Source organism: Janthinobacterium agaricidamnosum NBRC 102515 = DSM 9628, assembly GCF_000723165.1.
Classification (GTDB): domain Bacteria; phylum Pseudomonadota; class Gammaproteobacteria; order Burkholderiales; family Burkholderiaceae_D; genus Janthinobacterium; species Janthinobacterium agaricidamnosum.
Genome location: NZ_HG322949.1, coordinates 5,074,457 through 5,088,361, shown reverse-complemented (window position 1 = coordinate 5,088,361; position 13,905 = coordinate 5,074,457). Strand labels below are relative to the sequence as shown.

Below are 13,905 nucleotides of genomic sequence, written 5' to 3'. Positions count from 1 at the left end.
GCTCTACAGCGAGTAATACATATCGAATTCGGCAGGGTGGGTGGTCATGCGCATGCGCTGCACGTCCTGCATCTTCAATTCGATGTAGGCGTCGATCATCGCATCGCTGAACACGCCGCCGCGGGTCAGGAAGGCGCGGTCCTTATCCAGGTTGTCCAGCGCCTCTTCCAGCGACGAGCAGACGGTCGGGATCAGCGCGTCTTCTTCCGGCGGCAAGTGGTACAAGTCCTTGGTCGCGGCTTCGCCCGGATGGATGCGGTTGCGGATGCCGTCCAGGCCGGCCATCAGCAGCGCGGCGAAGCACAGGTAGACGTTGGCCAGCGGGTCCGGGAAACGGGTTTCGATGCGGCGGCCCTTCGGATTGGCGACGTAGGGAATGCGGATCGACGCCGAGCGGTTTTTCGCCGAGTACGCCAGTTTCACGGGCGCCTCGAAGCCCGGCACCAGCCGTTTATAGGAGTTGGTGCCGGGATTGGTGATCGCGTTCAGGGCCTTGGCGTGCTTGATGATGCCGCCGATGTAGAACAGCGCGGTTTCCGACAGGCCGGCGTAACCGTCGCCGGCGAACAGGTTGACGCCGTCCTTCCAGATCGACTGGTGCACGTGCATGCCGGAACCGTTGTCGCCGACCACAGGTTTCGGCATGAAGGTGGCGGTCTTGCCGTAGCTGTGGGCCACGTTCAACACCACGTATTTCAGGTTCTGGGTCCAGTCGGCGCGCTCGACCAGCGTCGAGAACCTGGTGCCGATTTCATTCTGGCCGGCGCCGGCCACTTCGTGGTGGTGCACTTCGACCGGGATGCCCAGCGCTTCGAGCAGCAGGCACATTTCGGAACGCATGTCCTGAAAGCTGTCGACTGGCGGCACCGGGAAGTAGCCGCCCTTGACGGCAGGGCGGTGGCCGCTGTTGCCTCCTTCGATATGCTTGCCGGTCGACCAGGAAGCTTCGTTGGAGCCGATCTTGACGAAGCAGCCATCCATGCCGATGTTCCAGCGCACGCTGTCGAAGATGAAGAATTCCGGCTCCGGGCCGAAGTAGGCGGTGTCGCCGATGCCGGACGATTTCAGGTACGCTTCGGCGCGTTTGGCGATCGAGCGCGGATCGCGGTCGTAACCCTTGCCGTCCGCCGGTTCGATCACGTCGCACTGCATGAACAGCGTGGTTTGTTCCATGAACGGGTCGATGTTGGCGGTATTCGGATCCGGCAGCAACAGCATGTCCGACGCTTCGATGCCCTTCCAGCCGGCGATCGACGAACCGTCGAAGGCGTGGCCGGAAACGAATTTGTCCATGTCGAAGTGCGACACGGGAACCGTCACGTGCTGCTCCTTGCCGCGGGTATCGGCGAAACGGAAGTCGACGAACTTGACTTCATGATCTTGTACCATTTTCATTACTTCTACGGCTGTGATTGCCATGTAAAACTCCTTCAAGATGGGGCGCACGCAATGCGCCGGAATGATGTTGCGTTGCTGTTGCTGATTTCTGATGGCCGATTTGTTACGGGTGGTAGGCCGACTCGCCATGGCTGGCGATATCCAGTCCTTCGCGTTCCTCTTCCTGCGGCACGCGCAAGCCGATGACCAGGTCGACCAGCTTGTAGGCGATCAGCGAGACGATGCCGGACCACAGCACGGTGGTGCCGACGGCCTGGGCCTGCACCCATACTTGATGGGGAATCGAATACGGATCGACCGAGATTTTGTTCGTGACGTAATCGAACACGCCCTGGCCGCCCAGGGCCGGCGACGCGAATACGCCGGTCAGCAAGGCGCCCAGGATGCCGCCCACGCCATGCACGCCGAACACGTCCAGCGTATCGTCGGCGCCGATCAGGCGTTTCAAGCCATTCACGCCCCACAGGCATACCACGCCAGCGAGCAAGCCGATGGCCAGTGCGCCCATCGGACCGACAAAGCCGCAGGCCGGGGTGATCGCCACCAGTCCGGCGACGGCGCCGGACGCGCCGCCGAGCATCGACGCCTTGCCTTTGCTGCCCCATTCGACCGTGACCCACGAGATCACTGCGGCGGCGGTCGCCAGCAGGGTATTGATGAAAGCCAGCGCGGCGATGTCGCCCGCTTCCAGCGCCGAGCCGGCGTTGAAGCCGAACCAGCCGACCCACAGCAGCGACGCGCCGACCATGGTCATGGTCAGCGAATGCGGCGCCATGGCTTCGCGGCCGTAGCCGATGCGTTTGCCGATCATCACGGCGCCGACCAGGCCGGCCACCGCGGCGTTGATATGCACCACGGTGCCGCCGGCGAAATCGAGCGCGCCTTTCTGGAACAGCCAGCCGGCCTTGGCGCCTTCGATCGCGGCGCTGGTCGCATCCTTGATGGCGTCGGGGCCGGTCCAGAACCAGACCATGTGCGCCACCGGCAGGTAGGCGAAGGTGAACCACAGCACCACGAAAGCCAGCACGGCGCCGAAGCGGGCGCGCTCGGCGAAGGCGCCGACGATCAGGCCGCAAGTGATGGCCGCAAAGGTGGCCTGGAACGCGGCATAGACGAATTCAGGCAGCACCACGCCCTTGCTGAAAGTAGCGGCGGTCGAGAAGGTGGCCTTGGCCGGATCCCAGATGCCGTTCAGGAAGGCGCGGTCGAACGTGCCGTAAAACGCATTGCCCTCGGTGAAAGCCAGCGAATAACCATACAAGCACCACAGCACCACGATCAGGGCGAAAATCATGAATACCTGCATCAGCACCGACAGCATGTTTTTGGAGCGCACCAGGCCGCCGTAGAACAGCGCCAGACCGGGGATGGTCATCAAGATCACCAGTATCGTGGCGACCATCATCCAGGCGGTGTCGCCCTTGTTTGGCGTGGGCGCGGATGGTTGGGCAACGCTGACTGTGTCCGCAACGGGCGCGGCCGGCGTGACCAGCGGTGTCGCCGCCGCCGCCGCGGTGACGCTGGCGCTGGCCGGCGGGGCGGCAGTATCCGCGGCGCTTGCCGGCGACATCAGATTCATCAGAATCAGCAAGCCGCAAGCGGAGAAAAATTTACTTAACATATACTCAAGGTGCTTTCTTCTATCATGGATTGAATGGGAGGCAGGATTGCATCAGTGCCGCCGTTGATGTCGATGTCGATGTCGATGCCGGCGCTGCGCATCAAGTCATGCACCACACACTGGCTTGCACCTGCCGCAACGGCAATGGCGTCGATCACTTGCCGCACTTGCCAGCCGCTGACTTCGATGTCCAGCCTGACGGCATCGGTGTCGCCCACCAGATAGGCGTCGTCACCGTATCGTTCAGCCTTTGCCGGCTGGCAGCCGGCGGTCTTGATCATGGTTGCGTTCATGTCATCGATACCGATGCGCAGCAGCGTCCGATAAACATCGTCCAGTGCACCGGGTCTGATGGTTGCCGATACCAGTTTCATGTTCGCTTTCCGTTGTCGCTGATTGTTGTCATCGGACGCATTCCGGGTGCGGTTGAATTTAATTGTGTCAGTGTGTTGTTCTGTCCGTTGATACTGTCCGAACCATCAAAGGTTCAAGAAAAACAGGGATCGTGCGGACACCGGGTGTGCGGAAGCGGCTTGTCATGCGGCTTCGCAAGGGATGGAATCGATCGGGGTTATGGATGTGCATTGCCATGCATGATTCCGGCGCCACTCTACCACCAAATTTTGCACAAAAAAACTGAAGAAAACAGCTCGTTTTGACGAGATGCCGGGAGCGAAAAAAACCTCTGTTTTATTCGATTTCCTTATCCTTAATGATGCAATAAAGCTCTGTCGAATGACCCTGCGTGGGCCATGACGGTGTTTGGCCGGCGTGTGCGGAGAAGGGGATGGCGGTGCCGGTCTGCACCTGTATAGGGGCGGGGGGCGGCATGGGTGCGCTGGACGGCGCCCATGCCGTGGCTGCGGGTTTTAGGCTTGCGACTTGGCGGTATTGGCGGCGCTCCACAGCGAGCCAGGATTGGCGCGCTCCGGATACAGCGCCAGCATCTGGTCGTACAGTGCACGGGCGGTGCCGGTGCTGTCGTTCAGGCGGATGAAGTCGCGCAGGTATTGCCGGGTTTCTGCGACGATTTCCGGATTGTCGTCGTTCTCGGGAATCTTGTGCCCCGCCACCACCGCGCGCGGTTTCAGCGCATCGATCCGGTCCAGCGCGGCGATCCATTCGAGCCGGGTTTGCCGGTTCGATTCGTTCAGGAACGGGTGGATGCCGTTATACACGGCGTCGCCGGCCAGCAGCAGGCCGATCGACGGCACATGCAGGCAAGTGGAATCGTCGGTGTCGGTATGGCCGACGCTGATCGGTATCAGTGGATTGCCTTCCAGCTCGAAATGATCGCCTTGCATCGCGTCGGCGGTGGAAATGATGTCGGGAATCTGGTTTGGGAACAGCTTGCGCCAGCGGCTGTTCAATTTATCGGGCGTGATTTGCGACGTCATTTTCTCGGCCACCACCGGCGTCGCCAGCGCCTGGACGTCGGGGAAGCGGTCTTGCAGGATTTTCAAGCCAAAGAAGTGATCGCCATGGGCGTGGGTAATGTAGATGGTTTTCAGCGTCTTGCCGCTGGCAATAATCGCATCCGCCAGGCCATGGCTCTGTTCAATCGTCAGGAAGGTATCGACCAGCACCGCGTCGCGCCGGCCATAAATCAGCGTCGACGAATTGGCGACCCAGTTCAGCGACTCCTTGCCCGGCGGCACATCACGGTTCAGCCCGGGCCGTTTTACGGTCATCACCTTGTATTGCAACATTGACGGCTGGCTGTCCACGGCCGCGCGGGCCAGTCCCGGCAACAGCGGAACCATGGCCAGCGATGCCAACTTCATCATTTCACGACGCTTCATATCTCACCTTGTTTAAAATGGAAACTCACTGCGCCGGCACTGGAATGATGGCGGAAATGCGCCAGCCTTCGCTGGTGCGGATGGCAAATTCATTGATCAGGTACGGCGCCGTTTTTGGCGGCTGGCCGGCGGCGCCCAGCGTAATGCGAACGGGGGCGTAAATCTGTGCGGTATCCGGGCCCAGCGGGATGATGCGGATGCTATCGGGCTCGACCTCGAAATCCCAGGTACCCTTGTAGGTCGCGCGGAAATGATCCAGCACCGCATCGCGCCCCCAGAAGCGGTAGGCGCGCGCGACAAAGCTGACCGGGTCCGGCTGGCCCGGCGCCGCATGGGCCAGTACGCTGTCGAGCACGCCGATGTCATGCGCGCGTTCGCCGGCCGCCTGGCGCAGGAACAGGGCGCGGATTTCCTGCAAGTCCCTGGCGTCGACTTGCGCCGCGGCCATCGCTGGCGTGGCGGCCAATACCGTGCCGATGGCAGCGGCGGCAATAGCGAGGTTCTTACAATAAGTTTTCATGATGTTTTCCTTTGATATGAGCTTATATGCCCGTATTTGCTATTTTTTACCCCGGCATGACCGGGGCGCGTGTTTTACTCAGCCAATGTCTCGTCTCTACACGGCAGGGAACTCGATCCGCGCGATGCGGCTCATGACACGCCGCATCGCCAGCGCATCGTCGACGCCGAACGCTTGCTCGAACAGCTTTTGCGCGGTGCTCCACTCGGAGCGGCCTTCCAGTTCGCGCTGTCTTCCGAGCTCCGACAAGTCGACTTCGCGCTCGCGCCGGTCGGCCTGGCCGACCCGGATCGTGATCAAGCCGTCGCGTTCCAGCGGGCGCAAATTATGTCCCATGGTGGCCCGGTCCATCGTCAGGCGCGCCGCCAGCGCCGCCATCGTGGCGGGGCCATGCTGGGCCAGCAAGTTCAAGATCACGTACTGGGTCGCGCGCAGTCCGACCTTGGCCAGGCATGCATCGTAAAACCGGGTCAGGTGGCGCGCCGCCTTGCGGATCGCGGTATTGTTGCAGCGGCCAGGCTGTTCATCATGAGCGGGAGCTAAGGTAGCTGCTGGAGTTGCCATTATTTTTGCGGTAGTCAGATCGATGGCTGTCAATATAGTCTCATATAAGACTATATTCAAGAACTTTTTCATCAGTCCGGCATCAGCCTGGTATCTCAAGTGTGGGGATAGGTTCGAAGAACTAAAAACCACATCGCACCACACATAAACCATATTGCTAGGGAATATATTGATTCCCTAAGGAAATATTAAGGGAATAATAAGATGATGGGAGCTGGAGTGCAAAGTGGTTTGTTAAACGCGTATATGATCAAGTGGGGCCGGACAGTTCGATTCAGCAGACGATAGGAACGCCATGCTGGTGAGTCCCCAACTTTTCGTCGACGTTGTTGGGTTCGTCAAGGGAGACACTGCTTCATATGAAACATATAACAATTCGCCAAATTAAGATTTTCGAAAGTGTGGCGCGCAACCTGAGTTTTTCCCGCGCGGCTGAGGATCTGCACCTGACCCAGCCAGCGGTATCGATGCAGATCAAGCAGATGGAAGGGCAGGCCGGCTTGCCGCTGTTCCAGCATCACGGCAAGCGGATAACGCTGACCGAGGGCGGCAGCCTGATCCTGCGTCACTGTCGTGTGATTCTTGCCGATCTGAACGCCGCAGAACAATCACTGGCCGACCTGATGGCTGGCGGCATCCAGCGCCTGCGGGTGGGACTGATTACTTCGGGCAGCCATTTTTTTCCGCACCTGATACATTCTTTCATGCAAGGCAAGACCACCATCGATCTCGACATGAAGGTGCGCAGCCGCGATCAGTTGCTGACCATGCTGCGCGACGAGCAGATCGATCTCGCCGTGATGGTGCACCCGCCGGAATTCCCCAACATCGCCGCACGGCCGTTCGGCGCCAATCCCTTCGTACTGGTTGCTTCCGCCTCGCATCCGCTGGCCCTCGAACACAATATTGCGTATGCGCGGATTGCGTCCGAATGCCTGATCGTGCGCGAGGGCGGTACCGACACCCGCGGCGTCGCCGACGAAACGTTCCGCAGCCAGGAAGCGTCGCCCCGTTTCATGGAGCTGGGCTGCGCCGAGGCGATCAAGCAATCGGTGATTGCCGGCATGGGCATCAGCCTGCTGGCCGCGCAAGAGGTGCAGTCCGAAGTGCGCGCCGGCCTGCTGAAGGTGCTCGACGTGCAGGGTTTTCCGTTGAAGCGGCATTGGAATGTGGTGCATCGCGCAGACCGTCCGTTGCCGCCGGCGGCGCGCGATTTCCAGCAATTCCTGTTGACCGAGGCCGGTGCCTGGCTGGCGCATTTCACGGGTATCGAAGGTATTTGCAGGGACCGGCCGCTGCATGACGACGACGACCTGGGAGGCGGCATGATCGGCGCCGGCGACGTCCCTTACGACCTCGCGCTGCGCCCGCCGGCGCCGTTACGCGGCCAGAGCCTGCCAGATAAGCGCTAAATTCAGCGCGACAATCGCGGCGGTGGCGATCACCGCCGCGCCGGTCAGTTTGCGGCATGCGGTGAAACGGCCCATCACCGAGCGGCGCGACGACAGCACCACCAGCGCGATCAGCGGCATCGGCAAGATGATGCTGAGGATGATCTGGCTGTCGACCATCGCCTTCATCGGGTTGGTCATCATGCACACCAGCACCGCCGGCACCATCGTGATCAGGCGGCGCACCAGCACGGGTATCTTGAAGCCGACAAAGCCCTGCATGATATTTTGGCCGGCCATGGTGCCGACCACCGAGCTGGAAATGCCCGACGCCAGCAGCGAAATGAGAAACACGGCGGCCGCTCCGGCGCCCAGCGCGGGCGCCAGCGTGTGATACGCGGTGGCGATGTCGGCGATGCCCGGCGCCGTCTTGCTGAACACCGAGGCGGACATGGCCACCATCGCCATATTGACCAGCCCCGCCAGTCCCAGCGCGATCACCACTTCACGGTTCGAAAACCGCACCAGCTTGCGGCGCTGCTGGTTGTTGCGCGCCATTGCGCGGTGTTGGGTCAGGCCCGAATGCAGGTAAATCGAGTGCGGCATGATGGTGGCGCCGACGATGCTGACGGCCAGCATCAGCGCATCGTTGCCATGCAAATGCGGCACGAAGGTATGAAAAATGGCGGCGTGCCAGTCCGGCGGCGCAATCAGCAGCTCGGCCAGGTAGCTCAGGCCGATCACGGCGACCAGCGCCGCGATCACGATTTCGAGCGGGCGAAAGCCTTTTTTATCGAGCGACAGGATGCCGAAGGTGATGATGCCGGTGATCAGCAAGCCCCAGCCGATCGCCAGGTCGAACAACAGCGAAATGCCGATCGCGCCGCCCATGAATTCGGCCAGGTCGGTCGCGATGGCGGCGATTTCGGAACCGATCCACATGAGTATCACCAGCGGACGGGGAAACTCGTCGCGGCAGATTTCCGCCAGGTTGCGGCCGGTCACGATGCCGAGTTTTGCCGACATCGCCTGGAACAGCATGGCCACCAGGCTCGATAGCAGCACCACCCACAGCAGTTCGTAACCATAGGTCGAACCGGCCTGGATATTGGTGGCGAAATTGCCGGGGTCCATGTAAGCGACCGAGGCCACCACCGCCGGACCGGCGAACGACAGCAATGAGCGGACGCTGCCGCGCTGGTTGTCGAGCGCGTCGCGCATCGCCGCGACGGTGTCGGTGGTGGCGTCCTCGGACAGCGCGTAGCTGGCGCCGCGTTTGATGGCTGCGAACATGGAAGGGGTCCCTTCAGACTGCTGGATGGTATTGATTGAAACTGGATAGTGCGCCGCGTGCACGGTTGCACACGGCGCGCCATGCGTGCTGCTTCGCTTACGCGATTACATCGCGGCGGTTTTTCAATTTATGGATCACATCGAGCGTGGCGTCGTCGACGCGCAGGTGCTCGCGCACCAGTTGGCGCGGCGTGTTGGCCAGCCACTGCGACAGCGTCACTTCGGAGAAGTGGTCCGACTTGAACAGTTCCAGGAACACCAGGTCGGTGGTGCCGGTATTCTTGATGTAGTGGCCCAGGTTCTTCTCGACGTAACCGACGTCGCCCGGATTGAAGTCGACCGTCTGCGCTGCCGGACCGCTGTTGAACACCGTCATGCGGCCGGTACCCTGGATGAAGTACTGCCATTCATCCGCATCCGGATGCCAGTGCATCTCGCGCAAGCCGCCCGGACGCAGCGTGACCATCGCGGCCGCCACGGTTTTGGAAATCGGGAAGTTGTTGCTGTCGACGATGCGCACTTCGCCGCCCGGCTGGGCCAGCGTCGGCGTCATCGAACCCATGCGGAAGATGAATGGATGGTCCGGACGGCCGTCCTTCGACGCGACATAGGCTTGCTCGGCCGCCAGCGGGCCGGCCTTGGCGCCCTGGTAAATCCACAATTGATCGAGCGGGATGTTCTTGAACTTGTCGGCCGGGACGCCGAAGTTTTGCGCCAGGATTTCCGGTGGCGTATGGGCCATCCAGTCGGACACCATCAGCGTATTGAATTCGCCGGCCGCGCCATTGTCGAACGCCAGGATGAATTCGCCGCCATTCGGCCCCAGGCCTTGCAGCGAGTGCGGCAAGCCTGGCGGGAAGTACCAGATGTCGCCGGCTTGCACGTCGGAGACTTCGGCGCGGCCCTTGCTGTCGATGGTGGTGATGCGCACTTCGCCGCTGACCATCATGGCCCATTCGGCTTGCTGATGCCAGTGCAATTCGCGCACGCCGCCAGGTCCGAGACGCATGTTGACGCCGGCGATATCCTTCGATACCGGGAACGCCTTGGTGGTCACTTCGCGCGCCCAGCCGCCATCCTGGATACGCTTGTGCGCCAGGTTGAACGAGGCCCATGGAATCGGCATGCCGCCGACGTCGGTTGGCGGCGGATTGTTGAACGATGGCAGGACGTCTCGCAGTTGCGGGTTTTGCGGGCCGGGTTCGGCATTGGCGATCGGGGTCGAATTGATCGCGCCTTGCGGCGGACGGTCCGGGTTGCCGAATTCGGCCGCCTTGGCAGCCACCGTTGCACCGAGTGCGGCGGCTCCGGCGGCCGCGCCGGCGAGGACGCTGCGACGTTTCATGTCAGTCATGGTTGCTTCTCCTAAATGGTCTTACGAAAATCCCCGCTGGTCAGGGTGAACCCTGGATGACGCAGGTATGAGCAGGAGCCGGCGTGGCCGGTACCGTGGGATACCGTGGATATCGCCAGCCGCTCCAGTCCGTGAATCGTAGGGCCGGGCGGCCCAAACGCATATTCAGTATTTCTTTGGGGAAACCATAAGAAGCTCTGATACACGGCGCCTGCCAATGTCGTTAAGATCAGCGCATAACTTCGAGCAACTTATTGCCAAGTTAATTATTCTGATACATGAAAAGGAGATGGACCATGGGTAGCTTTAGCACTATGCACTGGGTGATAGTCCTGGTAATCGTCGCGCTGGTTTTCGGCACCAAGAAGATCAGCAGCTTTGGCGCCGACCTTGGCGGAGCGATCAAGGGTTTCAAGGATGGCATGCGCGAAACCGACCCGGCGCCAGCCGATAGCGCCGCAAATATTGCCAATGGCGCCAATGTGAAGCCGGCTGCCGCGCTGATCGATGCGCAGGATGTCCACGCCGCGCCGAAACAGTGACGCCTGCACAGGATTGATACCGCAATAATTTGAAGGGAGGGGAGTCATGTTTGACTTCGACATTTCCAAAATGGCCGTCATCGGCACGGTGGCGCTGGTGGTGCTCGGTCCCGAGCGGCTGCCCCGTGTCGCGCGTACCCTGGGCACGCTGCTGGGGCGCGCGCAGCGCTACCTCCATAGCGTGCAGGCGGAAGTCGCCGAGCAAATCAAGCTCGACGAATTGCGCAAGATGAAGGGCGATATCGAACAGGAAGTGGCCAATGTGCAAAACATGGTTGACCGCACCGTGCGCCAGCATGCGGGGCAATTGCAGGCCGGCGTCGATGCGGCGCTCGACAGCGTGAAAGAGGCATTGCCGGACAATTACCTGTCGTCTGCCCATGAGGCTGGCATCGATTTGCAGGCGGAACTGTTCAAGGTGCGGCCGGCGGCGCTGCCTGTGCCGGAGTATGGCGCGGAATATGCGGATGTGCCGATGCAGGCGCCGCGCCGGCATGCGCTTGCGCCGGTGCCCTTTACTGGCCAGCAAGCGCGGGCCAGGTGGCGCGGAGCGGTGTCAAGCGGGCGGGGCGCGGTTGCCAAGCGCAGCCGGGTGGTGTCGATGGCGGCCAGTAAGTCGCTGGGACGTGGTGGCGGCAAGCTGGCATGAACTTGCTGGAATGGACGCTATGCCACACGCACAAAAGCCAAGCCGCAAAGCCGGCCTGAGGTTTAACAACCCTTGGTCACCGTGCGAAAGTCGCGTGGCCCCAGGGGGCGGCCATCCTGCGCATGCAATTCCAGCTGGGTAAGCGGAAGCTGTTGGTCGCGGTCCACCATTGCATACTGCAATTCATCCGCTTCAAAACAGTTCCGTTCGCCCCACTGCCACAAGGCAATTAAGACAATATAGAGCTCTTCGCCCTTGCTTGTCATGACATAGCGGCTGCGCGTGGACATGCCGGCATCCTGCACCGTTGCGAAAATGCCTGCGTCGACGAGCTTCTTCAGCCGGGACGAAAGGATGTTCTTCGCCAGCCCTAGGCTTTTCTGAAACTCGCTAAAGCGCTCCTTGCCGCTAAAGGCCTCGCGCAGTATCAACAGCGACCACCAATCGCCAATGATCTGCAGTGAGCGAGCAATGCCGCAGTTCGCCTCCGTGAGGTCGATCCTCTTTCCCTTCATTGCGCATCTCCCAACTCTATCGAATCTTGAAGTTGCAAATTTAAACCATTTGCTCTAAATTGTCGAATGGTTGCAAAGATAAACCAATACGATTTGAAAGGAATTTTCATATGGACAATCTTCTAAAGACAGTCATCAAGGCTCATGGGGGCTGGGAGCGGTGGCAAAAGGTTACTAAACTGAACGCACATGTTTCGATCGGCGGCGGCATCTGGCACCTGAAAGGCTGGCCTGGCGTCTTCACTGATGCGAACGTTGTCATCAATCCGCGTCGTCAGCACATCGAATTTTCACCTTTTGGTAACCTGGGCCAGCACATTCTGGTGGAGCCGGATCGCGTCGCCATCGTGGCAACGGACGGAAATATTATCGAACAGCGCGGTTCACCCCGCCAGGCGTTTGAAGGCCACAGTATTCAGACTCCCTGGGACGCGCTGCACCTGGCCTATTTCAGCGGCTATGCGATGTGGGGATATCTCACGGCCCCCTACCTGTTTGCTTACCCAGGTTTCCACGCGCAAGAGATTGAACCTTGGGATGAGAATGGAGAAATCTGGCGCCGCCTTAAAGTTACCTTCCCGGCTGAGATCCATGCGCACTGCAGTGAGCAAGTGTTTTACTACGATTCAAAAGGTTTGCTGCGGCGTAACGACTACCGTGTCGACATCATTGGTAGCGGTACGACTAGCGCCCATTATTCGGACGAGCATAAGTCGTTCGGCGGTATGGTGTTTCCTACCAACCGGCGTGTGTATTCGATTGGCGCCGATAACAAACCGATTCTGGAGCGAGTACTGGTATCCATCCACGTCCACGAGGTCGATGTGGGCTGAGCTGCGTTTCGAACCGGTCGCTGACTGAACACGGGGAACGAAAAATCGGAAAGAGACCCGTATGAGAACTTCTGATTTCAGAAGCGAAAACGCCAACCGGCATCGGTTGGCGTTCTGTTTGACACTGTTCTTGGTGGCCCGGGGCGGAATCGAACCACCGACACAAGGATTTTCAATCCTCTGCTCTACCGACTGAGCTACCAGGCCAAGGTGGCGAATTATAGCAGACCAAAATCGAATTGCAAGGGCAGGGTAGGAATTTTCCTGTTCAGCGGCTAAATTCTTGCTCCTCACTCAAATATTATTTGATCGCACGAGTATTTTTTTCAACAAATTATCGGCGCATAGTGTTGTTCATGGGCTTGCCGCACCGCGTACAGAGCGGCGTCGGCAGGCATGAACCCTTGTCATTCCTCTTCTCCAAAGGATTACATCATGAGCAGCACTATTCCTGCTATCGGCCTCGGCACTTTCCGCCTGCAAGGCCAGGTCGTCATCGATTCGGTCAGGAACGGCATCGAGGTCGGCTACCGCCATATCGACACGGCACAAATTTATGGCAATGAAGCTGAAGTCGGCCAGGCCATCGCCGAATCCGGCGTGGCCCGCAGCGAATTGTTTGTCACGACCAAGATATGGATCGAGAATTTGCAGCGCGACAAGCTGATTCCCAGCCTGAAAGATAGTCTGCACAAGCTGCGCCTGGAACAGCTGGACTTGACGCTGATCCACTGGCCGTCGCCGAAGGACGCCATCCCGGTCGCCGAATACATGGCGGCGCTGGCCGAAGCCAAGGCGCAAGGCTTGACCAAACTGATCGGCGTGTCGAACTTTACTAATGCGCAATTGAAGCAGGCGATCGATACCGTCGGCGCGGCGCAAATCGCCACCCAGCAAGTGGAAATCCATCCTTTCCTGCAAAACCGCAAGGTGGTCGATTTCGTGCGCAGCCAGGGCATCCATGTCACCGCGTACATGCCGCTGGCCTACGGCAAGGTGATCAGCGATCCGGTGATGCTGCGGATCGCGGCCGCGCACCAAGTGACGCCGGCGCAAGTCGCCCTGGTCTGGTCGCTGCAGCAAGGTTTTGCGGCGATCCCGTCGTCGACCAGGCGGGCTAACCTGGAAAGTAATTTCCACCTGCCGCGTATCGTCTTGAGCGCCGACGAAATGGCGCGTATCGCGGCGCTGGACGCGAATGACCGCCTGGTCAATCCGGACGGCTTGGCGCCAGTGTGGGATTAATGCCATGCACAAGACGTTGAGCAAGACGATGCGGGAAGTCGCCGCATTTGTCTGGCCGGATTTTCATGCGGCGCTGCCGGCCCGCTAACTTACCAGGAAAGCAAGGCGGCTGCCGCAGCATTTTGCCCGCAAACGCTATAATGGTCGGATGAACAGTCCATCATCCCCAACCATGCGG

The 13,905-nt window shown here is 60.1% G+C and carries 14 protein-coding genes and 1 tRNA gene; 5 read left to right on the top strand and 10 right to left on the bottom strand.

The window, feature by feature from the left end:
- Positions 1-3: 3 nt before the first annotated feature.
- The 6 genes from glnA to GJA_RS21905 form a co-directional block, all read right to left on the bottom strand.
- Positions 4-1,419 carry a type I glutamate--ammonia ligase gene (gene glnA, locus GJA_RS21930; protein ID WP_038500742.1) on the bottom strand — a complete coding sequence of 472 codons (1,416 nt, stop codon included), beginning with the start codon at positions 1,417-1,419 and terminating at the stop codon, positions 4-6.
- A gap of 82 nt (positions 1,420-1,501) precedes the next feature.
- The gene (locus GJA_RS21925; RefSeq protein ID WP_051781480.1) at positions 1,502-2,977 is read right to left on the bottom strand and encodes an ammonium transporter; all 1,476 of its coding nucleotides are present in this window, start codon (positions 2,975-2,977) and stop codon (positions 1,502-1,504) included.
- A gap of 35 nt (positions 2,978-3,012) precedes the next feature.
- Positions 3,013-3,393 carry a P-II family nitrogen regulator gene (locus tag GJA_RS21920; protein ID WP_038496582.1) on the bottom strand — a complete coding sequence of 127 codons (381 nt, stop codon included), beginning with the start codon at positions 3,391-3,393 and terminating at the stop codon, positions 3,013-3,015.
- A 495-nt stretch (positions 3,394-3,888) separates the two neighbouring features.
- Positions 3,889-4,821: an MBL fold metallo-hydrolase gene (locus GJA_RS21915; protein ID WP_197539807.1), complete on the bottom strand. Its 933-nt coding sequence runs from the start codon at positions 4,819-4,821 to the stop codon at positions 3,889-3,891.
- Between the two features lie 25 nt (positions 4,822-4,846).
- Entirely contained in the window at positions 4,847-5,341 is a 495-nt protein-coding gene (locus GJA_RS21910) for a YybH family protein (RefSeq protein WP_051781237.1), read from the bottom strand.
- Positions 5,342-5,437: 96 nt separating this feature from the next.
- Entirely contained in the window at positions 5,438-5,905 is a 468-nt protein-coding gene (locus GJA_RS21905) for a MarR family winged helix-turn-helix transcriptional regulator (RefSeq protein WP_038496579.1), read from the bottom strand.
- 359 nt (positions 5,906-6,264) lie between these two features.
- Here GJA_RS21905 and GJA_RS21900 point away from each other — a divergent pair, with 359 nt between their 5' ends.
- Positions 6,265-7,317 carry a LysR substrate-binding domain-containing protein gene (locus GJA_RS21900; protein WP_081905527.1) on the top strand — a complete coding sequence of 351 codons (1,053 nt, stop codon included), beginning with the start codon at positions 6,265-6,267 and terminating at the stop codon, positions 7,315-7,317.
- Here the strand turns inward: GJA_RS21900 and GJA_RS21895 are convergent.
- Both GJA_RS21895 and GJA_RS21890 read right to left on the bottom strand, forming a co-directional pair.
- The gene (locus GJA_RS21895; protein WP_038496574.1) at positions 7,285-8,589 is read right to left on the bottom strand and encodes an Nramp family divalent metal transporter; all 1,305 of its coding nucleotides are present in this window, start codon (positions 8,587-8,589) and stop codon (positions 7,285-7,287) included. The genes GJA_RS21900 and GJA_RS21895 overlap by 33 nt on opposite strands.
- A 97-nt stretch (positions 8,590-8,686) precedes the next feature.
- Positions 8,687-9,943 (bottom strand): cupin domain-containing protein, encoded by a 1,257-nt coding sequence (locus tag GJA_RS21890; protein WP_038496571.1) that lies wholly within the window; start codon positions 9,941-9,943, stop codon positions 8,687-8,689.
- Between the two features lie 296 nt (positions 9,944-10,239).
- Between GJA_RS21890 and tatA the strand changes: the two genes are divergently transcribed.
- Positions 10,240-10,485, top strand: a complete 246-nt coding sequence (tatA, locus tag GJA_RS21885; RefSeq protein ID WP_038496568.1) for a Sec-independent protein translocase subunit TatA — start codon at positions 10,240-10,242, stop codon at positions 10,483-10,485.
- Between the two features lie 46 nt (positions 10,486-10,531).
- A complete protein-coding gene (tatB, locus tag GJA_RS26345) occupies positions 10,532-11,134 on the top strand; it encodes a Sec-independent protein translocase protein TatB (protein WP_051781235.1) in 603 nt (200 codons plus the stop codon).
- Between the two features lie 62 nt (positions 11,135-11,196).
- Here the strand turns inward: tatB and GJA_RS21875 are convergent, their stop codons facing one another.
- Positions 11,197-11,649, bottom strand: a complete 453-nt coding sequence (locus tag GJA_RS21875) for a winged helix-turn-helix transcriptional regulator (RefSeq protein ID WP_038496565.1) — start codon at positions 11,647-11,649, stop codon at positions 11,197-11,199.
- A 110-nt stretch (positions 11,650-11,759) separates the two neighbouring features.
- On the opposite strand from GJA_RS21875, the gene GJA_RS21870 reads away from it, so the two are divergent.
- Complete coding sequence (locus tag GJA_RS21870) at positions 11,760-12,482, top strand: hypothetical protein (protein ID WP_038496562.1); 723 nt, start codon at positions 11,760-11,762, stop codon at positions 12,480-12,482.
- A gap of 131 nt (positions 12,483-12,613) precedes the next feature.
- Here the strand turns inward: GJA_RS21870 and GJA_RS21865 are convergent.
- Positions 12,614-12,689, bottom strand: a tRNA-Phe gene (locus GJA_RS21865).
- A 228-nt stretch (positions 12,690-12,917) separates the two neighbouring features.
- Between GJA_RS21865 and dkgB the strand changes: the two genes are divergently transcribed.
- Positions 12,918-13,727, top strand: a complete 810-nt coding sequence (dkgB, locus tag GJA_RS21860; protein WP_038496559.1) for a 2,5-didehydrogluconate reductase DkgB — start codon at positions 12,918-12,920, stop codon at positions 13,725-13,727.
- Positions 13,728-13,905: the final 178 nt, after the last annotated feature.